At 42.8% G+C, this 19,754-nt stretch carries 17 protein-coding genes; 7 read left to right on the forward strand and 10 right to left on the reverse strand.

What is annotated here, in order from left to right:
- Positions 1-132: 132 nt before the first annotated feature.
- The 8 genes from mgrA to FHW89_RS21255 all read right to left on the reverse strand — a co-directional run bounded on the left by mgrA (position 133) and on the right by FHW89_RS21255 (position 11,133).
- A complete protein-coding gene (mgrA, locus tag FHW89_RS21220; protein WP_172337053.1) occupies positions 133-1,125 on the reverse strand; it encodes an L-glyceraldehyde 3-phosphate reductase in 993 nt (330 codons plus the stop codon).
- A gap of 396 nt (positions 1,126-1,521) precedes the next feature.
- Positions 1,522-2,832 (reverse strand): folylpolyglutamate synthase/dihydrofolate synthase family protein, encoded by a 1,311-nt coding sequence (locus FHW89_RS21225; protein ID WP_172337054.1) that lies wholly within the window; start codon positions 2,830-2,832, stop codon positions 1,522-1,524.
- 166 nt (positions 2,833-2,998) lie between these two features.
- Positions 2,999-3,811: an energy transducer TonB gene (locus FHW89_RS21230; protein ID WP_172337055.1), complete on the reverse strand. Its 813-nt coding sequence runs from the start codon at positions 3,809-3,811 to the stop codon at positions 2,999-3,001.
- A 103-nt stretch (positions 3,812-3,914) separates the two neighbouring features.
- A complete protein-coding gene (locus tag FHW89_RS21235) occupies positions 3,915-4,313 on the reverse strand; it encodes a biopolymer transporter ExbD (protein ID WP_172337056.1) in 399 nt (132 codons plus the stop codon).
- The gene (locus tag FHW89_RS21240; protein WP_172337057.1) at positions 4,310-5,023 is read right to left on the reverse strand and encodes a MotA/TolQ/ExbB proton channel family protein; all 714 of its coding nucleotides are present in this window, start codon (positions 5,021-5,023) and stop codon (positions 4,310-4,312) included. Before FHW89_RS21240 ends, FHW89_RS21235 begins: the two co-directional genes overlap by 4 nt.
- The gene (locus FHW89_RS21245) at positions 5,020-6,093 is read right to left on the reverse strand and encodes an SPOR domain-containing protein (RefSeq protein ID WP_172337058.1); all 1,074 of its coding nucleotides are present in this window, start codon (positions 6,091-6,093) and stop codon (positions 5,020-5,022) included. Before FHW89_RS21245 ends, FHW89_RS21240 begins: the two co-directional genes overlap by 4 nt.
- 38 nt (positions 6,094-6,131) lie before the next feature.
- Complete coding sequence (locus FHW89_RS28685; protein ID WP_216650649.1) at positions 6,132-7,985, reverse strand: hypothetical protein; 1,854 nt, start codon at positions 7,983-7,985, stop codon at positions 6,132-6,134.
- 34 nt (positions 7,986-8,019) lie between these two features.
- Positions 8,020-11,133, reverse strand: coding sequence for a tetratricopeptide repeat protein (locus FHW89_RS21255; protein ID WP_172337059.1), 3,114 nt, complete (start codon positions 11,131-11,133; stop codon positions 8,020-8,022).
- 233 nt (positions 11,134-11,366) lie between these two features.
- Here FHW89_RS21255 and FHW89_RS21260 point away from each other — a divergent pair, with 233 nt between their 5' ends.
- The 3 genes from FHW89_RS21260 (at position 11,367) to FHW89_RS21270 (ending at position 13,609) form a co-directional block, all read left to right on the forward strand.
- Positions 11,367-12,506 carry a hypothetical protein gene (locus FHW89_RS21260; protein WP_172337060.1) on the forward strand — a complete coding sequence of 380 codons (1,140 nt, stop codon included), beginning with the start codon at positions 11,367-11,369 and terminating at the stop codon, positions 12,504-12,506.
- A 152-nt stretch (positions 12,507-12,658) separates the two neighbouring features.
- Complete coding sequence (locus tag FHW89_RS21265) at positions 12,659-13,165, forward strand: GbsR/MarR family transcriptional regulator (protein ID WP_172337061.1); 507 nt, start codon at positions 12,659-12,661, stop codon at positions 13,163-13,165.
- Between the two features lie 72 nt (positions 13,166-13,237).
- On the forward strand, positions 13,238-13,609 hold the full coding sequence (locus tag FHW89_RS21270; RefSeq protein ID WP_172337062.1) for a hypothetical protein: 372 nt from the start codon (positions 13,238-13,240) through the stop codon (positions 13,607-13,609).
- A gap of 60 nt (positions 13,610-13,669) precedes the next feature.
- Here the strand turns inward: FHW89_RS21270 and FHW89_RS21275 are convergent, their stop codons facing one another.
- Together FHW89_RS21275 and FHW89_RS21280 are read right to left on the reverse strand one after the other, a co-directional pair.
- Positions 13,670-14,038, reverse strand: coding sequence for a PleD family two-component system response regulator (locus tag FHW89_RS21275; protein WP_172337063.1), 369 nt, complete (start codon positions 14,036-14,038; stop codon positions 13,670-13,672).
- 1,005 nt (positions 14,039-15,043) lie between these two features.
- Entirely contained in the window at positions 15,044-15,400 is a 357-nt protein-coding gene (locus FHW89_RS21280; RefSeq protein ID WP_172337064.1) for a PleD family two-component system response regulator, read from the reverse strand.
- A 188-nt stretch (positions 15,401-15,588) separates the two neighbouring features.
- Here FHW89_RS21280 and FHW89_RS21285 point away from each other — a divergent pair, with 188 nt between their 5' ends.
- The 4 genes from FHW89_RS21285 to FHW89_RS21300 all read left to right on the forward strand — a co-directional run bounded on the left by FHW89_RS21285 (position 15,589) and on the right by FHW89_RS21300 (position 19,692).
- Positions 15,589-17,052 carry a cell wall metabolism sensor histidine kinase WalK gene (locus tag FHW89_RS21285; protein ID WP_172337065.1) on the forward strand — a complete coding sequence of 488 codons (1,464 nt, stop codon included), beginning with the start codon at positions 15,589-15,591 and terminating at the stop codon, positions 17,050-17,052.
- 102 nt (positions 17,053-17,154) lie between these two features.
- On the forward strand, positions 17,155-18,471 hold the full coding sequence (locus FHW89_RS21290; RefSeq protein ID WP_172337066.1) for a gluconate:H+ symporter: 1,317 nt from the start codon (positions 17,155-17,157) through the stop codon (positions 18,469-18,471).
- Positions 18,472-18,480: 9 nt separating this feature from the next.
- Positions 18,481-19,275, forward strand: a complete 795-nt coding sequence (locus tag FHW89_RS21295) for an alpha/beta fold hydrolase (protein WP_172337067.1) — start codon at positions 18,481-18,483, stop codon at positions 19,273-19,275.
- Between the two features lie 102 nt (positions 19,276-19,377).
- Entirely contained in the window at positions 19,378-19,692 is a 315-nt protein-coding gene (locus FHW89_RS21300; protein WP_172337068.1) for a YMGG-like glycine zipper-containing protein, read from the forward strand.
- Positions 19,693-19,754 lie beyond the last annotated feature (62 nt).

A 19,754-nucleotide genomic window follows, 5' to 3' on the forward strand; every position in this document is an offset into this window, starting at 1 on the left:
TTAAAAACGTTGTCATGCTGAGCGTAGCGAAGCATCTATTATCCAATAAAACAGGGTCTGGAATAGATCCTTCACTACGTCCAGGATGACAATTATATATAATGGTCGTCCTGGCGACACTCACTCCGGGGTTTAGGCGGCCAATATTTTTTCTATCTGCGCTAATTCATCAGCAGAGAATGCGATATTATCCAAAGCCTTTAATGAGTCGGCCAGTTGTTCTGCACGGCTTGCGCCAATCAGTACCGAGGTTACCCGGTTGTCTTTCAACAGCCAGGCCAGGGCCATTTGCGCCAGTGTCTGGTCGCGTTTCAGGGCCAGATCATTCAGTTGTTTGATCTGGGCTATCCGTTCAGGTGTTACCTGGTCTTTTTGCAGGAAACCGGTTGATTTGGCGGCTCTTGAATCTTCGGGAATACCGTGAAGATATTTGTTGGTCAACAAGCCTTGCGCCAAAGGTGAGAAAGGGATACAGCCTACACCGGTATTACCCAGCACATCCAATAAACCTTCTTCCGGATCGCGTACAAACATGGAGTATTTGGGCTGATGGATGAGGCATGGTGTGCCCAGGTCTTTCAAAATTGCGATAGCTTTGGCTGCTTCTTGAGCCGGATAGTTGGAAATACCTGCATATAAGGCTTTGCCCTGACGAACGATCAGATCAAGCGCAGCCATGGTTTCTTCCAGCGGTGTTTCCGGATCCGGACGGTGGTGATAAAATATATCTACATAATCCAGCCCCATGCGTTTCAGGCTTTGATCTAAACTGGCTACCAGGTACTTTTTGGAACCCCAGTCGCCGTAAGGGCCATCCCACATGGTATAACCAGCTTTGCTCGAGATGATCATCTCGTCGCGGTAGCCGCGGAAATCTTCTTTTAAAATACGACCAAAATTTTCTTCGGCAGAGCCCGGAGGCGGGCCATAGTTGTTGGCCAGGTCAAAGTGGGTGATGCCGCTGTCGAAAGCCAGGTGTAAAATTTTTCGGTAAGTTTCGGTTACATCTACGTGCCCGAAATTGTGCCACAAACCAAGCGAAATAGCCGGCAATTTAATACCGCTATGGCCGCAACGGCGATATTGCATTTTTTTGTATCTGTCTGTTGATGGTAGATATGTCATATAAAATATGGGGATTATATTGTGGAGTAAAAATAGAATTTTATGTAGATAACGGAAGTAAATTATTTGTTAAGTAGAACATCCGGGCTGACATATATTTCCCGCGTCATTGCGAGGGGCGAAGCAATCTCTATGCTATACAGAGCTGCTCTGCTCATCGAGAATTATTAATATTGATTATTTTCAATCGGTATTAATGAGCTCCCTCCGGTCGGTTGTCTTCGTTCCTCGCAATGACGCGCGGGGATAGAAGGATTTCATCCTCTTTCCGCCGCAGGAGAAGAGAGGGGCGACTAGCGAAGCGTAGTCGGGGTGAGTCGTTTCAGTAACAGGATTATCCCGCGCAAAAGATCTCTCCTCGTACCTCATTCGAGATGACAATTGAGTTTTATCGAGTTATACGATCTCCGCTACCACAAATGTGCTGCCGCCTGCAAATACCAGGTCTTGATCCGTAGCATTGGCCTGGGCTGCCAATAAAGCTGCTTTTACAGAGGGGTAGGTACTACCGTGTAGGCCAAAACTTTTTGCTTGCTGTTGCATGCTTTCGGCATCCAGTCCTCTTGGTATATCGGGTTTGCAGAAGTAATAGGTGGCATCTGTGGGTAGCATGGCCAGTACTTTGCTGATGTCCTTATCGTTCACCATGCCTATCACAAAATGTAGTTGCTGGTAGTTAATCGCAGCTATATTTTTCAGTACTTCCTGTATGCCATCAGGATTGTGACCGGTATCGCAAATAGTGAGTGGGTTGGTACTTAATACCTCCCAGCGACCGTGCAGGCCGGTGAGCGTCTTTACCTGTTTTAACGCGGTGGTAATGTGTTCATCGGTTATTTCAAAACCTTGTTTACGCAGTTCGTCAACAGCAGATAAAACACCCTTGATGTTTTTAAGCTGATAGGTGCCTGTAAGGTCGAGTGACATGGTAAGTGGTTGGTAGTGAGTGGCGAGTAGTGAGCGGCGAACCTCAATTGTTAAGAGGCTTGGACTTTCGGCCTTTCCGACTTCCGGACTTTCCGACTCGCGCCAAACCTCCGATGCAAAAGTGATTGGACTATCTTCCTGGTTCGCTTTATCGATGAAAACCTGTGCCGTTTCGGGTTGGGTTTCGCTGATCACTACGGGGATACCCGGCTTGATGATACCTGCCTTTTCGCCGGCTATCAGTTGCAGAGTATCGCCCAGCATATTCATATGATCCCAGCCGATATTGGTAATAACAGAGAGGAGCGGGGTAATGATGTTGGTGGAGTCTAAACGCCCGCCGAGGCCTACCTCGACTATAGCTATATCCACTTTCTCTTTAGCGAAAACATCAAAGGCCAGGGCTACGGTCATCTCAAAAAAGGAGGGTGCTATTTCCTCAAAATCGGTACGGCGGGTCGCGACAAAATCAATCACGGTTTGCTCACTGATCATTTGCCCGTTAATGCGAATGCGCTCCCTGAAATCTTTCAGGTGGGGCGATGTATATAGCCCGGTTTTATAGCCCGCGATTTGCAAAATGGCGGCCAGCATGTGCGATGTGGAACCCTTACCATTGGTGCCTGCTATATGCACGCTTTTGAACTGATGCTGCGGATCGCCCAGTCGTTTGCAAAGCTCAATAGTATTGGTGAGATCCTTTTTAAAAGCCGAGGCCCCATCCCGCGTAAACATGGGGAGCTGAGTGTATAGATATTGGATGGTTTCGTTGTAATTCATGGTTGCAGTGGCCCATAGTCGATAGACTATAGCTATGGCGAATATTCAACAAACTTATAAATAAATTTATTGCTGTGGTTTACAGAATACAGGTGCTTGTGAAAATGTGGTAAATCAATGATACAACCCTTTCTATGGTCTATCGTCCATCAACTATTGAGCAAGCTTAGTTTACCTTAAATACAAATACCACGGAGCCTTTCTGGGTATCAGGAGCGGTATCCAGCGAGGTGATGCGGGCATTTCGTACGGCATCCTCGCATTTCTGGATCAGGTTATAATCAGATATTGTGGTTCCGCGGCCAGCCTTGGCGTAGGTTACATTACCGGCCTTGTCTACCTGTATATCTATCACTACTTTACCTGTAAAACGGTTACCGTCATCCACATTGGGTTTACTAACAAAGTTACGTGCCGATAGGTTAAGGTTACCGCCATTGCCAGATCCCGTTCCGTTATAATTATTGGTGAGTGTTGTACCTGTGGGCTTGCCCTGGTTACCTGGTGTATTGCCGGTTCCGTCGCCTTCGCCGGTGCCTGTTGTGGCCTTGCCTTTATATAAAGCGTTTTGGTTCACGGTTGGTTTGGGCTGTGTTTTGGTAGGCTGCGGAGTAGCTACGGTATTGCTTGGCTTTTTTGTTGGGGCGGCCACTTCCGGGGCGTCCTCGGTATTTTGGGTCACCACTGTTTTGTCGCTGCTTTGCGGCGTGGGCTTATCCTCGGTGGGCTTTTCGTGGGTAACTTTATCCGGTTTGGTATTGTTGGCCTTTTCGGCAACCGAAGGCTCTTCGGTGCTCATATAATCATTACCTGTACCTTCATCAACAGTCCCGTAATTTACAAGTATGCCCCCTGTACCTTCTTCCTGTTTGGGCGGGTTTTGAAACACGATAAAATAACAGGCAGCTATAAGCACAGCCAGAATAATGCCTGTTGCCGCGAACGCCTTTGGATAGTTATTTTCTTCTCTGTATTCCATTTTTTAGTATCACGTAGTTAGTATCAAGTAGCTAGTATCAAGTATCAATATTTTTTGTGGTCGACTTTTAAATGTCGTGATACTTGATACTAGCTACTTGATACTATTTTGGTTCTGTTGCCAGAACGAGTTTGATGTTTAATTTTTGTGCTATATCCATTACCTGTACCACATCCTGTATGGCTACGGTTTTGTCCACGTATAAAACAATGGTGAGTTCTGTTGCCACGGTTTTATAGCCCGCCAGGGTAGTTTGCAGGGCATCTACCGGAACTTCCTTTTTATCAACGTAGTACTTCAGATCCTTGGTTACCGACACGGTGATGGTTTTTTTGGATACCGATTGCCCGCTTGATGATTTAGGCAGTACCAGTTTAATCACGTTGGGGTTGGTTACTGTTGACGCGATGAGGAAAAACAGAAGCAGGAAGAACATGATGTCGTTCATGGCAGAGGTATGAACCTCTGCCGATGCACCTCTATGTCTTTTTCTTAAATTCATTTGCTCGGCTCCTCTAACAGGTCAATAAATTCAATAGCATCTGTCTCCAGGCTCAAAATTACCTTATCAACCATCATATTCAAAATATGGTAACATACATAAGCCACAATACCCACCATTAAGCCGGCGGCTGATGTAACCATTTTTACGTATAAACCACCAGATATAACACCCATGCTGATGTTATCGGTTTTAGAAATATCATAAAAGATCTTGATTACCCCGGCAATGGTACCCAGGAACCCAAACATGGGCGCGATGCCTGCTACGATACCCAGGATGCCGATGTTCTTTTCCAATTTGGATACTTCTAGTTTGCCTACGTTTTCAATAGCACCCTCGATATCTTTAATAGGGCGACCGATACGCAACAATCCCTTTTGCAGCATACGGCCCAGCGGCGAATTATTATTGCGGCAAAGTGCAATGGCCGCTTCCAGGTTACCAGAGTGGATACTGGAGCGTACCTGCAGCATCAGATTGGCCTCGTTTTTAGAGGCTTTGCGAATAGTAAAATAGCGTTCAAAAAATATAACCAAACCTAAAACAGCCAAAATACCTATGGGAACCATCACCCAACCGCCTTTGATCAAAAGATCACCAAAACGCAGCTCTTCGGGTTGTGTAGTAATCGGTTGAGTAATATGGCCTGCGGTGTCTGCTAAATGTTTCGCGGTATCTGCCATCTGCTGAATCAATAATAATGTCATTTCTTTTCGTTAATTTCTTGACTGTATGAGTCTTTGCTTATTTTTTTCTCTTTTATTAATTTAAGTCTTTCGGCTTCTGCCTCGGCAGATGTGGCAAAACTACCAATGATTACTTTTATACGTTTGCCTGAGCCAGGGGCATGCCATGTGCGGGCATCAACACCTACACTTTTGTATATTTTAACCGCTTCATTACTTTTGGTCTGCGTTTTAAACGAACCGGCGAAGATAACATATTCGGGTTTACCAGTATCAGCAGCAGCTACTGTTTTCTTTAACGCCGTATCGGGTTTAGAAATTGCCTTAGCCTGGGTATCCAGGATAGGAGCAGCTGTTTTATTGCTGTCATCAGCACTATCCGCTGCAGCAGCGGGTTTTGTTTTAGGTTGCTCGGTGCCTGGTTTTGCCGGTTGCTTCATAAAGCTGAATAAAGCCGGGTTATATTTATAAAGCCCGAATGCTGCTGCCGCGATAATCACCAGGATGATAAGCGCGATAAGCCACGGACTTGTTGAACGTGTTTTTTCTTCAGTCTCCTCGTCCTCATATACCTCGGGTTGGTCGGCAGTTGGCGCGGGAGAGGTGCTGACTGGAGCAATAGGTTGCGGTGCTACCGTGAATGGTAATGGTGCCGGAACCGGACTTTCGGGCCCTTTTTCCGGATTAAGTTTTTTGATAGGTATCGGCGTGAGGCCGTAAAACTCTGGTCCTTCGTTATGGTTTTCGCCGGCTTTAAAAGTTATTTCCCCATTATTGGTATAAAACCAGCCCAGGCTGGCAAAGGGGACCTCTTTAAAAGCGGCATCCTGCTTTAGGGAGGTAATATACTTTTCGGTAAAATATTTTGATGATGCCAGCGATATGTTTTTCTTTTGGGCGATATGCTCTACCAGTGTATCATCGTCAAACGGATCCGGACTGAATTGTACCTGGTAACCGGGCGGATATAGCTTGCCTTCGACGCTGTTATAATAACCATTTACACGCACTTGTGTAAAAGAACCCAGGCCTGGCACACCTACTTTACTATGCCGGCCTAAGAGTTCGCTTAAATAATTGGCTATATCCATTCGCTAAAAATACGGTTAATTATAAAACATCAAAAGGCTTAAAAAGAATACCCTACGCCGCCAAAGATATTAAATCCGTAGTTAGGGTAGTATAACCAGTTTTGATAACTGGTGCTTAAAATGTTATTAGCCTGTACAAATACGGTTATCTGACGGGTAGCCTTGTATTGAACACCGCCACTTAAGTCGGCAAACGAAGCTATCGGTTTTTGAACCAGAGTTGATGTACCACCTGTAGTGGTAAATGTTCTGTCGTTTGTTGATCCGCGGAACAATAACGAACCGGTAATGCTTACCTGCTTGTTGATATTGATAGATGTACCAGCGGTTAACAAAAACTTAGGCAGGTTCCAGGGTTGTGCCTCGGAAGCCATCTGATAATCCTTGATCTCTACGCGACCAAAGATGTTAAAATCATCGCTGGCTTTAAAGTCAAGCTCACCGTTAAAACCGTTCACGCGGGCCTTTCCATCATCATATATCACCTTGAATTTGTTCACTTCGGCGTCGAAATTGCTTACCAGCAGCGGCATGTTCTTCACGCTGTTGCGAAATACCGATGCCTTGAAGCTTAAGCCTGGAGCAAGAGTACCTTTTAAGCCCGCGCTAAGATCCAGCTGGTCAACTGAGTTTTTGATGTCGATATTTTGACCAAGGAAAGGATTGATGTAGGCCAGATCATGCAGGGATGTGCGGTTGATATCGCCTTTGGCTTCAACAAACAAACGTACATATTTCGGGATCACCTGTACCTCCAATTTAGCGGCAGGGAAGATATAGAACTTGCCAAATTCGCCAAATTCCTTCTCGATATTTACACCCGCGTCAATCTTATAATTAGTACCCTGGAATTTAATATAAGGGTTTAAGCGCAAAATATTATTGCTGATTTTGTAAAGGCTATCTTTCTGTGAGTTAATGTCCACCGAACCGCTCAAGCCCGCATAAAATTGTTTTACAGTTTGGTTGATAAAGCCCGAGATCACGAAGTTGTTTTCTCTGGCCTGGTAAGCGTTGCTAAAAGCATAACCTTTTATTTTCAGTGCATAGGTAAAATCGTTTTCGACATCCTTATAATTTTTGGCCAGCTCGGCTTCGGCGCCAATGGTGTTAAAATGCTGTTTACCGGGAACAAATGTGCTTACCGGGGGAACAGATTGATCATACCCGTAAAAGTTGGTACCCATACGATTATAGGTGATGCGGCCGCTGATATTATTACCTCCCAAAATGCTTTTGCCAAATACGCCTACATCATCTTTGCTCTGGCTTTGCTTTTCTAACGAGCCCGATTGCGAAAAATGTTTTAAATACCCACCAACTTGCAATGCTTGGTCACGGCCATTGGAGAAATAAGCTTCACCAAAGAGCGATTTCAGATTTCCGGCGCCTACTTTCACATAGTTATTCAGCAAAACGGAATCCTGTTCGGCTGGCCTTTTCATGGCCTCCAACTGCCTGATCTCGGAGTTTTGCTCTTGCCGTTTATCCAGCGGAGTATATACCAGTGGCGCTTTAAACGGTACTTTATCTTCCAGGTCGGGATTGCGGCGTATTTTCACCGCATCGGCCAGTACCGGTTTGTAAGCGGTAGTTACTACAATCTCTTCAGAAAGGCTGCCACCGTTATCGGCATTAGTACCATTGCCACCTTTTTTGGTAGTATCAGCGGCTGATTTTGCAGCGGCATCACCCAAATTTTTTGATGATGCTGATTTTTTAGGTGCGGTAGTTTTAGTCGCAGGCTTTTTAGCTGCCGGTTTTGCCGGTGCTTTTTTCGCAGCGGTTTTTGTTGTAGCCTTTTTGGCCTGTTTCTTTGTTTGCGCTTGTGCAGGGACAAAGTATAATGCTATTATTAAGGTAAGCAGCGTATAGATATATTTTAATTTCATTGCTTGTCTTTTTATATTATTCTTTGCCATCCTGTTAATTTTGACCGGTTTTGGTAGTATCGGCCGGGGCCGGTTTATTATCATCACTTGTATCGGTTACCGGGGTCTCTATTTTTACAGGTTTACCCGTCAGCACACCCAGCTTTTGCTTAGCTGTTGGTAGCACATCGTCGTTACCTTTATAATTTTCAATAATACTTTGCAGTGTAGCTTTGGCCTGGAAGTTATCTTTCAGCTTCACATAGTTATCGGCCAGCAAAATATAGGTTTTGGCTACCCAGTAATCATAGTTCGGCATTTCTTTAGCCAGGTCGAAACACATTTTTTGTGAAGTTTTGTACCTGCCTTTTAAGTACTCTACATTGGCAATGTTGTATTTAGCTTCGGCTGCTGCTACGGTTTTGGTATTGGCTACAGTATAGTCAAACTCTTTTACCGCGGCAGTGGTATCACCTTTCAGCAGGTAGGCTTCGCCGGCGTATAAACCGGTACGGAATTTATCTTCCTGAGCGGCTTTGTCGTTACCTCTAATCTGTTTCACGTAGTTCAACACGTCATCGGGCATATTCATTTGAGCGTAGCATAGCATCAGGTTATTGATGGCGAAGGAATAATCCTCTTTAAACTCGGCATTGGTTTCCAGTTTTTTCAGGAACACAATGGCTTCGTTATATTTTTTTTGTGAGATATACAGCTTGGCCATGCTGATGAGTGATTTCTCGGTATAGGCGCTTGTCCAATCGTTCAGGATCACGTTATAATCAACTACGGCTTCCTGGGTGCGGTTCAGGTTAACTAAACTTTGCGCACGTATAAAGCGGGCCTGTTTTTCGTAGATCTGTTTGCTCGGGAATTTATCCAGGTAGGCGTTAACCGCGCCTACGGCTCCCTGCCAGTCGCCTTTTAAATAAAGGTTGTTGGCGGCCGTGATCATAATATCTTCCTGTTGGGAGGTGGTATAGTTACCGATAGATGTTGTACCTGCATAGTTGATAAACGTTTGGGCATCGCCTTTATCGGTGTATATTTTTTCAATTTGTTTAAGCGATTGTTTGGCCTCATCTGTTGAGGAGTAATCGGCAACCACTTTTTTAAATGATTCAACAGCCAGATCGTCGTGACCGGCGTTGTAATCAATAAGGCCTATGGTGGTAAGCGCGCGCGGTACATAACTGCTATGCGGATACTTCTGGATCATGGCATTCAGATCGCTTTTGGCGCGTTCGCCATCATTTTTAAGGAAATAGGTATAAGCTATTTCGAAAGAGGCGTCATCAGCATAATCCGAATTCGGGAAAGTGCTCAATACGTCGTTCAGCGTGCTGATTTTGGTGTCCAGTGAACCTTGTAAGCCCTGTATCATACCGCGTTGAAACAAGGCGTAGTCTTCGCCCTGGTTGTGCATGGCTATGATGCGGTTGTAATAATCTAAAGCGGTGCCATAGCTTTTCAATACAAAATAGCTATCACCCAGGCGGGTTATCGCGTCGTTTTCGGTGTTTTTATCTTTTACATCGCCACGCAGGAATTTTTCGAAATAGTTGGCGGCTTTTTTATATTGCTCGCCGTAAAAGGCAGCATAAGCCAAGGCGTAATTGGCGTAATTGCCCAGGTCGGTCTCTTTTGCTTCGGGCATGCTTAAAAACGCCTCGAAGTTTTCAACCGATTCTCCATATTTACGTACCTCGTACATCGCCTCGGCCATCCAGTAAGTGGTTAAAGCCTTAGTTTTTGGATCGACCGGATTTTTTAACGACCGCAGGAAAATACCAATGGCATTTTCAAAAGCACGCTCATTATAAAACTCCAGACCGCGATAGTAGGTAACTTTTTGATAAGCTATCTGCGCGCTTTCCGATTTGTTAGGTATCGGTTCCAGTATCTCTACCGCTTCTTTGTAGTTGCGGGAGTTCAATAGTTCTTCACCAAGCAACACTTTTACTTCATCGTTACGGCGAGAGCGGGGATAATTTTTGAGGTATAAACGGGTAGCTGCCAGCGCTTCTGTATTGAAATCGAGCTCGTAAGATAATTTGGCGTACTCGTACAAGGCATCTTCCTGTAATTGCTTGTCGTAAGTCAGTTTAGAAGCAGCCAGAAACGCGTTACGGGCGCTTTGTTTGTTGTTCATTTTCAGGAAAACATCACCGAGGGTATAGTTACCACTTTGGCTGTACACATCGCCCTGTTCAATCAGGCGTTCCAGTTCGGTTGCCGATTTGGCGTAGTTGCCTACCTTGTAATAGGTGTAGCCAATCTGGTAGCTGTCCTGCGTGTTTTGTGTTTTACCCTGGTCGCCGCTCTGGAAACGGTCGTAATATTTAACAGCGTTATCATAATCGGCTTTAGCGAAGTATGAGGCGGCAATAATACGCAGCATTTCGGTTTCGTGCTCCTGGCGGGTACTGTTTACAATAGGCACAGCGTAGCTGATCACATCATCATACCGTTTATCTAAAAAGTAGACTGCCGATATGTAGTATGGATAGCTCCGTTCGTACTTTTTGGAGTTTTTAAGCTTTTCGAAATTGGCCAGGGCCAGGTGATAATCTTTGTTCAGATAAGCTATATACGCAAAGTAGTACGTAGCATCTTCAGTAAATTCAGACCTTTTATTTTTTACTTCGGCAAAAAGTAGCTGAGCGTTCTTGTAATCTTTAAGAGAGAAGTAAGCGTAACCCTTACGGAATTTGTACTCAGTATTATCATGGCCGTTCAGTTCGCTGGCTTCTACTTTGTCAAACCAACGGATAGCATCTTCATATTTACCTTGTTTAAAATACGATTTACCTATCTGGAAATAAGCCAGCTTGGTTAAGGGGTTTTCGGGATGTTCCTTTATAAAACGCAGGAACATACTTTCGGCATCATCGTTACCCAAATTGAGGGCGCAAAAAGCCTCGTAGTATTGGCTGTTTTCTTTTACCAGCGAGAGCTCCGATTCAAACTGGGGCTGGGTGGCTGTTTTAAGGCGTGTTGCTTCAACAGAGCGGAATTGCTCGGCAGCGGAGGCAAATTTACCCTTGTCCATCAGATCCATAGCGGTATGATAAGTGCGGTAAACCTGGAAGGATGGATTTTGCTGCGCGCTGGCTGTTGAAACAATAAATACGGGGATTAACAGGGAAATGTATTTTATTTTGATCATAAAGCGCATACTAACGATGGTGCTAAATTAGCGAAACGAAAAAGAGCTATTAACATAAGTAATTAACAAATGTGGATAACACTTTTAATTGAACGAAGGTAATACTTAAGATGATATGTGTGTGGAAAACTTTAAAATTGTTGAACAAAAGCCATGGTACTGGCATCGATGGCCAAAGGTAATCAAATAGAGCATCCGGAGGCAATTTATTTTTAAATTATGCATTATATAGTATGAACCGTGATAACCCGATGCGCTTATTAATTCACCGCGTTTTTTTTAGCATGGCTATGTACCGGTTTGTCATATTATTATTATGTATATGCCTGTTTGTACCACGGGTTTTATGGGCCCAGAAAATAGTAGGCCCAATAGTTTTTTTAAAAAACGAACAGTTACCGGTAACGGCAAAGGAGTTTTATGTGGTCGGAGTAGTTGACGACAGGGTTGACCGGAACGCGGTAGCCTGGCTATGGTCAACCGGTCCGGGTATCCCTGCAAAATATACTATCGATCTTAAAGGAGGAACCATAGCCGCTATCAAACAGTTTGTAAATGCCGCTTTGCCGCCTAATAAGATATTAAGACCAGTCATCATCCATATCCAAAAATTCAGATTAGATGAAACACCCTTATCTTTGGATCATGTGGAGGGCAAGCTAAAAGTATCGCTGTCATTCTACCTGCAAAAGGGTGATCAAAGTATCCGGCTTTCTGACTATAATGGCAGCGCGGGCTATAACCGGCATGTTAACCAGCAGATAGATATAGAGCCGGTGTTTCGCCATGCACTGGAGTATGGCCTTACTTATTTTAATACCTGGATAAACAGCGAAGCATCAACCAATATTAAACTGGCGAGGGCGGTAAAGATCTCCTTTACCGATTATACCGAACAGCCCGAAGGTGATACTGTTTACTATTCATTTAAAAGACCCTTAACCTGGGACGACTTTAAGGCCAAGCCACTAAATAGCAAGTTTGGAGCAGAGATTTTACCAAGTATTGGTTACAGTGAGGATGTAGATGTAAGCAAGGGTATTGTAAATGTGCACCTGAGCACCAAGGCTTTTGTGCCCAAAAGCGCCAGTTGGGTAAAAACTGATAGTAAAAATGCCTATAGCCTAAACCACGAACAGCGGCATTTTGATATTGTTAAAATAATAGTGGAACGGTTTAAACAAAAGTTGAGAGCCGAAAAGTATACTGTTGATAATTACGACGGCCCTATTAATGTACAATACCTGGAATCGTTTCATGAAATGAATGTAATGCAGGATCAGTATGATACAGAAACTGCTCACGGCATGAATATAGCCGCCCAGGAAGAATGGAATGAAAAGATAGATAAGGAATTGCGGAGTTTTAGGTAGTGATGAGCGGTTGGGGAAATGGGGAAACAAGATAATGAAAAATCCTGTAAATCAAGGTTCAGACAAAAAACCGAAATATAGCATCCGAAATTCCAAATTAAAAATATCTTTCATTTATTTTTGAAAGTTTAAAAAGTTATCTATATTTGTATATGGAACTGGCAGAGGCAAAGCTAAAATTTATTGAAGCCTGGGGTAAGCTGGGGTCGGAGTGGGGGATTAACCGCACCATGGCTCAGGTACATGCCTTGTTGCTGATCTCGCCGGAGGCCTTAACCACCGAAGATGTAATGGCCGAGTTGAGCATATCGCGGGGTAACGCCAATATGACCCTGCGTGATCTGATTGGTTGGGGACTAATTGAAAAACAGCATAAAACCGGCGAGCGTAAAGAATACTTTTATGCCGAAAAGGATACCTGGGTAATAGCCAGACGGGTAGCCGAAGAGCGTAAAAAACGCGAACTCGACCCGGTGATCAAGATACTGGGCCAGTTAACAGAGGTAAAGGGGGATAAAAAGGATCCGGCTTTTAAAGCATTCCATTCATCAGTAACAGACATTAGCAGGCTGGCCAACAATGTGAACAAAACATTGGATACCATGCTCAAGGCCGAAGAGAGCTGGTTTTTTGGTTCGATATTTAAAATATTCAAGTAATATATTTTTTGCAAATAAATTTCAATTTTTACTGAAAATTCAATAATTAATAACATATAAATAATCACAATCATGAACTACTTTATTTTAACTTATGTTGTTTACCTGTTGGTAAGCATAGCATTAACCGTATGGGTGGCTAAAGTGCTGTTTAAAAACGGTCGTATATTTTTGGTAGATATTTTTCATGGCAATAATGAACTGGCCGATTCTGTGAACAAGTTGCTGGTAGTAGGGTTTTACCTGGTTAATATAGGCTATATGAGTCTGGCCCTCAAGGAAACGGGTAATATACCCAGCGCGCAGGTAGTAGTTGAGGTTTTAAGCTACAAAGTAGGGTGGATTATCTTGATATTGGGCGGAATGCATTTTATGAACCTGATTGTATTTTTCAAATTACGCAACCGGGCAAAAAGAGAAAGAGCATTTAACATTAATGTCTGAATATGACGGGGATAAAACAAAAGGGCCGCGCTAATTAGCGCGGCCCTTTTGTTGCGTATTTTAAGCTGCATTATTTAATTGCCGGTTGATGCTACCAAGTAACACATCAATATCAAATGGTTTGGCAATAAAATCATCAGGAGCGCCGGTTTGGTTTAGTGCCCTGGAAACCTCATGACTTGCCGAAATGAGTATAACCGGTATATCATGTGTTTCAATGCTGGTTTTAACACTTTTACAAAGATCCCGGCCGTCCAAATTACCCAACATAATGTCTAATAATATCAAATCGGGCTGACTTTCTTTTATTTTATCAAAAAGATAGTGCCCATCGGCAAGGGTTATTACTTCATAACCCGAATCTTCCAATATGTATTGTAAAACCTCCAGTATATCACTGTCATCATCAACCGCTAATATCCGTCTCATATTTTATTCTTAAGTATCATCTACAAAATGCTTCCAGATAGTAAAAAGTAAGCTGTATGAGGTTTAGCAATTCTTGTACCAAAGTAATAGTTAAGTACTTAAAGTAAAGTTTAATATCGTCGCTGATACTTAATAATAAAGTGATTTTTTTTCGCTGAAGGTATTATGTAAAATACAAACTGGCTTTTAATGCCTGTTTAAATAAACACCCGTTATGCCTAGGCATGAGATTTATCAACAAAAATATAAGACGCCTTTTTGCATTTGGCGCAGAAATACTTTCGTACAGGTAAAAAATATAATACTCTTTTTACAAACCAGCTTCTCTTTAACTGGAAATGGAATGGCTCACCGCACTTGGAGCAGTGATACTTTCTTCTTTTCTGGGTGCTTGAATTTAGGTCGGTCACTATAAATAAAATAGTGTGCAAAATACAATACATCCTTCAAGAATGAGGGGCTATTTAATGTAAACTTACTATTAGGTATGTTTTAATTAATTTAAAAGGTAAAAAATATCGTTCAGATTAATCATCCCAATATATAGCGCTTACGCTGGCATCTGTAACAGATATAACGTTTTAAAGGCAGGAAGAATAGCAAAGTTTTTACCAAATAGCTACGTGGTACGCGATCGTCAAGCTGATTTTTACACTTAGGGCATAAGGGTAATTTTTTACCTCGAGATTCGATAGATTCAGTTGAATTTACTGGAATAACCATATACGCTCCGGGGTTTACTGTATATCAATATCCTTAATACTGTTCTTAACAAATCTAATAATAATTGTGAATATTTTAACCCGAGTGCTTGATTATTAGTTAAATGTGATTTTTATGACGGAATTTTAATAGAAGTGGTAAAAAATAGACGTTTTGAAGAACGTTTTTTATTTGTCTGTTAAATGGTCACCAACAGGAAGAGTGGGTTTAGCGGAAAATAGAATATCCTGGTGCAAGATAAAAACACAACATACAGCCAATAAGAGGGGGGATTTTAATGACTTAAATTAAATTATTAACTTTTTCAACGAGTTCAGAAAGATCAAACGGTTTGTTAATAACGCCGTCGCAACCGTAATTTAATAAATGATCATCGCCATTCAGATAGGCCGAAAAAATAATAACAGGTATGTTGCTGAATTTGCTGTGTAACTTGATGCTTCTGCAAATTTCGCCCCCGGTGGTACCCGAAACCCGATAGTCTAATATAACCAGGTCTGGGAGAAACTGCTCCATTAGTGGTAATACATCAAGGCTGTTGGAAGTACTTTTTACCTCAAACTGTTCATAAGTAAGAGTTTCATGCACAATATCTAATATGTCCTGATTGTCATCTAATACTAAAATACGTTTTGACATAAAAAATATTCAATAGTGAAAAGGGTCGAAGGTAGTAAATAAGTAAAACTAATTAAAATAGCATAAAAAATTATGGCTTGAGCAAAAAAAATTATCGGGTAAATAAAGTACAAACTTAACTATTTTTTATATTATTGAGTCACAAAAAATAGAGCCGTCCCACATATATTTTTGTTTTAATTAAAGTTTTGAAAAATAAAGATCAAAATATAGCTGCAAAGCAACACATAGATGATCTGATTATTCAGGCTCCGGTAGCTATCGGTTTTCTAAAAGGCCCCGATCTCATCATTGAATCGGCTAACACCAATATACTGGAGTTATGGGAAAAACAAACTGATATTATTGGCTGGCCGCTTGCACTTATCTTAAAACCGGATGATGTAAAACTGGTTTGGGATGCGTATAAAAGCGGCCATATCCATTATGGTTATGAAACACCTATCTGGCTTAACCGGAACGGTCATATTAATTTATTTTATTTCGATTTTGTTTACCAGCCGGTTAAGGATAACGATAATAATATAATTGGTGTTATGGTGGTTGCCACAGAAGTAACCAAGCAGGTGATAGCCAGGCAGCTTTTGGAGGATGCGGAAGAACGCCTTCGCCTGGCCATCGAAGCTACGGGTATTGGCAATTGGGACCTTGATCTGGTAAATAACGATGTTATCGCGTCGCCAACACTTTCCGTGATATTTGGTCTTGACCCTGATGAGTCTGTAACACACATGGAGCTGCGGGGAATGATACACCCCGATGATAAGTCGCTGGTAAATGACGCCTATAAGAAAGCTATAAAAGCAGGAGTTTATTCGTATGAGGCCCGTATAGTATGGACTGATGGATCGATACATTGGATACGGACAACCGGGAAGATTTTGTATGATGCCCTCCATAAACCTGTACGTATGCTGGGCACAACTCACGATATTACCAAACGTAAGCAAGAAGAGATCATGAAAAATGATTTTATTGCTATGGCCAGTCATGAATTAAAAACACCGCTCACCTCGCTCAAAGCTTATACACAATTACTGGTATCCAAAGCCCAAAAAGCAGGTGATGACTTTTTTATAAGCGCGCTTGAAAAATCAGAAAATCAGATCAACAAAATGAGCAGGCTCATCCATGGTTTCCTGGATATGTCAAAAATTGAATCGGGTAAGCTAAAACTTAATATCCAATCCTTTGATATGAATGAATTGGTTGTCGAAATAATGGCCGATAAAGTGCTAATAGCACCCGATCATGTTTTATCTTTTAAAAGCAAACAATCCATTCAGATCACTGCCGACAGAGAAAAGATAGCCCAGGTAATAAGCAACTTTATAAGCAATGCTGTAAAATATTCGCCAAAAGGTAGCGCAATAACTATCGTTGTTAAAAAGCATAATGAAGATTTGAAAGTAAGCGTAAAAGATGCAGGCATTGGCTTAAAAAAGAGTGATCAGCAAACTGTTTTTCAACGTTTTTACCGGGTAGAAGATGAGAGCACCCGGGGGCTGTCAGGCTTTGGTATAGGTTTATATTTATCGGCCGAGATCATCAGGCTGCATCATGGTAAAATAGCCGTTGAAAGTGAGGAGGGAAAAGGCTCCGAATTTTATTTCCTGTTGCCTTTAGAAACCGGTGAGGGTCAGCCCGCTTAATTGTAACGGTTTTGTCTATAAGAATCCGAAACTCAAATATTGTTATTACTTTAGGCAGATAACATGCTGCGTGGCTTCTACCCGTACATAACCGTTTAAATCATGGCATTACTAACTATTCTGATCTGTATTATCCTGCTTGTTTTATTGGTGAGCTGGGCAAAAGTTAATCCGTTCATCGCTTTTCTTTTGGTATCTATTTTAGCCGGCTTAATGCTGGGTATCCCCATCAATAAAGTTACGGCGTCTGTACAAAAGGGTATGGGCGATATTATGGGCCAGCTGCTAATTATCATTTGCCTGGGCGCTATGTTAGGCAAATTGGTAGCCGTAAGTGGTGCCGCCCAAAAAATTGCCGAAGTGTTGGTGAACGCTGTTGGCCAAAAATATATACAGTGGGCCTTGGTAACTGCAGGCTTCATCATCGGTATTCCGTTGTTTTACGGTATTGGCTTTGTGCTGATGGTGCCGCTTATATTTTCGGTGGTTTACAAATACAAACTACCGGCGGTATATATAGGTTTGCCTATGCTGGCCTCGTTATCGGTAACGCATGGTTTTTTACCACCGCACCCCTCACCATCGGCACTTGTAGTATTGTTTCATGCCAACATGGCTACCACTTTTATTTATGGTTTGATGATAGCTGTGCCTGCCATTATACTGGCCGGACCTGTATTTGCCCGCTTCCTTAAAAAAATACCCTCAGAGCCGCTGGCTACCTTCCGGGCCGAAGAACTGCCTGAAGAAAAATTACCCGGGGCATTCAATAGTTTTTTTACCGCCTTGCTGCCTGTGATGTTATTGATGCTAACCGCGTTTTTCCCGTACCTGGGTATCAAGGATCCGGGCCTATTAAAACTGGTAGCTTTCCTGGGCGATCCATCCATTGTAATGCTCATTGCCCTTATTGTGGCTACTTTTACACTGGGCGTAAAACAGGGTAGGAGCATGAGCCAGCTGGCCACTAATTTTACTGATGCTATAAAAGATATTGCTTTGATCTTATTGATCATTGCCGGCTCTGGAGCGTTTAAAGAGGTGTTGACGGCAAGTGGTGTAAGTGATCAGATAGCCGCTCAGTTGCAGCAGTTTAATTTGCCGCCATTGGTACTGGGCTGGGTTATCGCGGCTATTATACGCATCAGTTTAGGCTCGGCTACGGTGGCTGGGTTAACGGCAGCTGGTATTGTAGCTTCATTAGTAGTACAAAATCACGTGAACCCCAATTTAATGGTACTATCCATTGGGGCGGGCAGCCTGGCTTTCTCCCATGTTAACGACTCCGGTTTCTGGCTGTATAAAGAGTACTTTAACCTCAGTATAAAAGATACCATCAAATCATGGTCAATGATGGAATCATTGGTTTCTGTTATAGGCTTAATAGGTGTTTTGATCATTAACCAGTTTGTAAAATAGCCCTCCACCATGAAAAAAAGCGTCATCATCCTGTTACTACTTATATTTGGATATAACAGCCAGGCACAATCTCCAGGTAGTTATTATACTGCGGTTGATGGTACAAAAATATACTACGAGGTAAAAGGCGGTGGCTTTCCGGTGATACTCGTTCACGGATTTTCTGGTACGGGCGAGGGCTGGAAAAAAGGCCCGCTTTATGCCGACCTGCTAAACGCCGGTTACAAGGTAATCATTATAGATCAGCGGGGCAATGGCCGGTCAGACAAGCCACATAGCGATGCCGGTTATGCCAATGATGCCGAAGCTAAGGATGTCATGGGGTTGGCCAGCCATCTTAAACTTAAAAAATATGATGTGGTGGGTTACTCGCGCGGTTCCATTATTGCCTCCCGGTTGTTGGTGCTGGATAAGAGGGTGCAAAAACTGGTAATGGGCGGCATGGGCGATGCCTATACCAACCCCGAATGGCCCAGGCGCGTACATGCCTACAAGGCGCTTATGGGCGATACTACTTTTCACGATGTAGATGGCATGATCAATTATATCCACAGCAACCCTGCTTTTGATGTAACCGCGTTGGCCCTGCAGCAGAAATATCAGCCATCAACAAGTCCGCAGGAGTTGGCCAAAGTAAAAATACCTGTGCTAATCATTTGCGGTACGGAGGATCATGATAACGGATCAGAAACCGCACTCAACAAACTTATCCCTGGTTCAAAGCTCAATTATGTGCCCGGCGATCATAACAGTGCATCGAGAACTATACAGTTTTCGGCAGATGTACTTGCCTTCCTGAAGTAAATGTCATCTTTAGGTGATATAATACAGCCTTTTAAATAAGCGGCTTGCTATTTGTATAGGTATGTTCAGAGATAATTTTTAACACTTATCAATACATATTTTATGAAAAAGCTAATGATATATGCCTGTCTGTTTGTAGCGTTTCTGCTAACGCTGACATTTAACGCCCAGGCGCAGACCAAGAAAAAAATGAGCAAGCAGGCTAAAGGAGCCATCATTGGTGGTGCCGGCGGTGCGGTTGCAGGCGGACTTATTGGACATAATGTTGGTGGGGCCCTAATTGGTGGTGCCATTGGAGCCGGCGGTGGTTATATTATAGGTAACGAACAACGCCGTGCCGATGAAAAGAAACGCAGGGCTGCCTGGCGCAGGGCGCATCCTAAACACCATCATTACACCAAAACAACTACACACTAACTAAATGTTAATTATAGTTAAAAAGCCGGCGGTTTATTTTACCTGCCGGCTTTTTATTTTAT

It is taken from the genome of Mucilaginibacter sp. SG564 (genome assembly GCF_013149275.1).
Classification (GTDB): domain Bacteria; phylum Bacteroidota; class Bacteroidia; order Sphingobacteriales; family Sphingobacteriaceae; genus Mucilaginibacter.

What these genes read in the sequence shown, in the direction of transcription:
- mgrA (WP_172337053.1), bottom strand. Translation starts at nt 1,125, where the DNA reads ATGACATATCTACCATCAACAGACAGATACAAAAAAATGCAATATCGC.
- FHW89_RS21225 (WP_172337054.1), bottom strand. Translation starts at nt 2,832, where the DNA reads ATGAATTACAACGAAACCATCCAATATCTATACACTCAGCTCCCCATG.
- FHW89_RS21230 (WP_172337055.1), bottom strand. Translation starts at nt 3,811, where the DNA reads ATGGAATACAGAGAAGAAAATAACTATCCAAAGGCGTTCGCGGCAACA.
- FHW89_RS21235 (WP_172337056.1), bottom strand. Translation starts at nt 4,313, where the DNA reads ATGAATTTAAGAAAAAGACATAGAGGTGCATCGGCAGAGGTTCATACC.
- FHW89_RS21240 (WP_172337057.1), bottom strand. Translation starts at nt 5,023, where the DNA reads ATGACATTATTATTGATTCAGCAGATGGCAGATACCGCGAAACATTTA.
- FHW89_RS21245 (WP_172337058.1), bottom strand. Translation starts at nt 6,093, where the DNA reads ATGGATATAGCCAATTATTTAAGCGAACTCTTAGGCCGGCATAGTAAA.
- FHW89_RS28685 (WP_216650649.1), bottom strand. Translation starts at nt 7,985, where the DNA reads ATGAAATTAAAATATATCTATACGCTGCTTACCTTAATAATAGCATTA.
- FHW89_RS21255 (WP_172337059.1), bottom strand. Translation starts at nt 11,133, where the DNA reads ATGATCAAAATAAAATACATTTCCCTGTTAATCCCCGTATTTATTGTT.
- FHW89_RS21260 (WP_172337060.1), top strand. Translation starts at nt 11,367, where the DNA reads ATGAACCGTGATAACCCGATGCGCTTATTAATTCACCGCGTTTTTTTT.
- FHW89_RS21265 (WP_172337061.1), top strand. Translation starts at nt 12,659, where the DNA reads ATGGAACTGGCAGAGGCAAAGCTAAAATTTATTGAAGCCTGGGGTAAG.
- FHW89_RS21270 (WP_172337062.1), top strand. Translation starts at nt 13,238, where the DNA reads ATGAACTACTTTATTTTAACTTATGTTGTTTACCTGTTGGTAAGCATA.
- FHW89_RS21275 (WP_172337063.1), bottom strand. Translation starts at nt 14,038, where the DNA reads ATGAGACGGATATTAGCGGTTGATGATGACAGTGATATACTGGAGGTT.
- FHW89_RS21280 (WP_172337064.1), bottom strand. Translation starts at nt 15,400, where the DNA reads ATGTCAAAACGTATTTTAGTATTAGATGACAATCAGGACATATTAGAT.
- FHW89_RS21290 (WP_172337066.1), top strand. Translation starts at nt 17,155, where the DNA reads ATGGCATTACTAACTATTCTGATCTGTATTATCCTGCTTGTTTTATTG.
- FHW89_RS21295 (WP_172337067.1), top strand. Translation starts at nt 18,481, where the DNA reads ATGAAAAAAAGCGTCATCATCCTGTTACTACTTATATTTGGATATAAC.
- FHW89_RS21300 (WP_172337068.1), top strand. Translation starts at nt 19,378, where the DNA reads ATGAAAAAGCTAATGATATATGCCTGTCTGTTTGTAGCGTTTCTGCTA.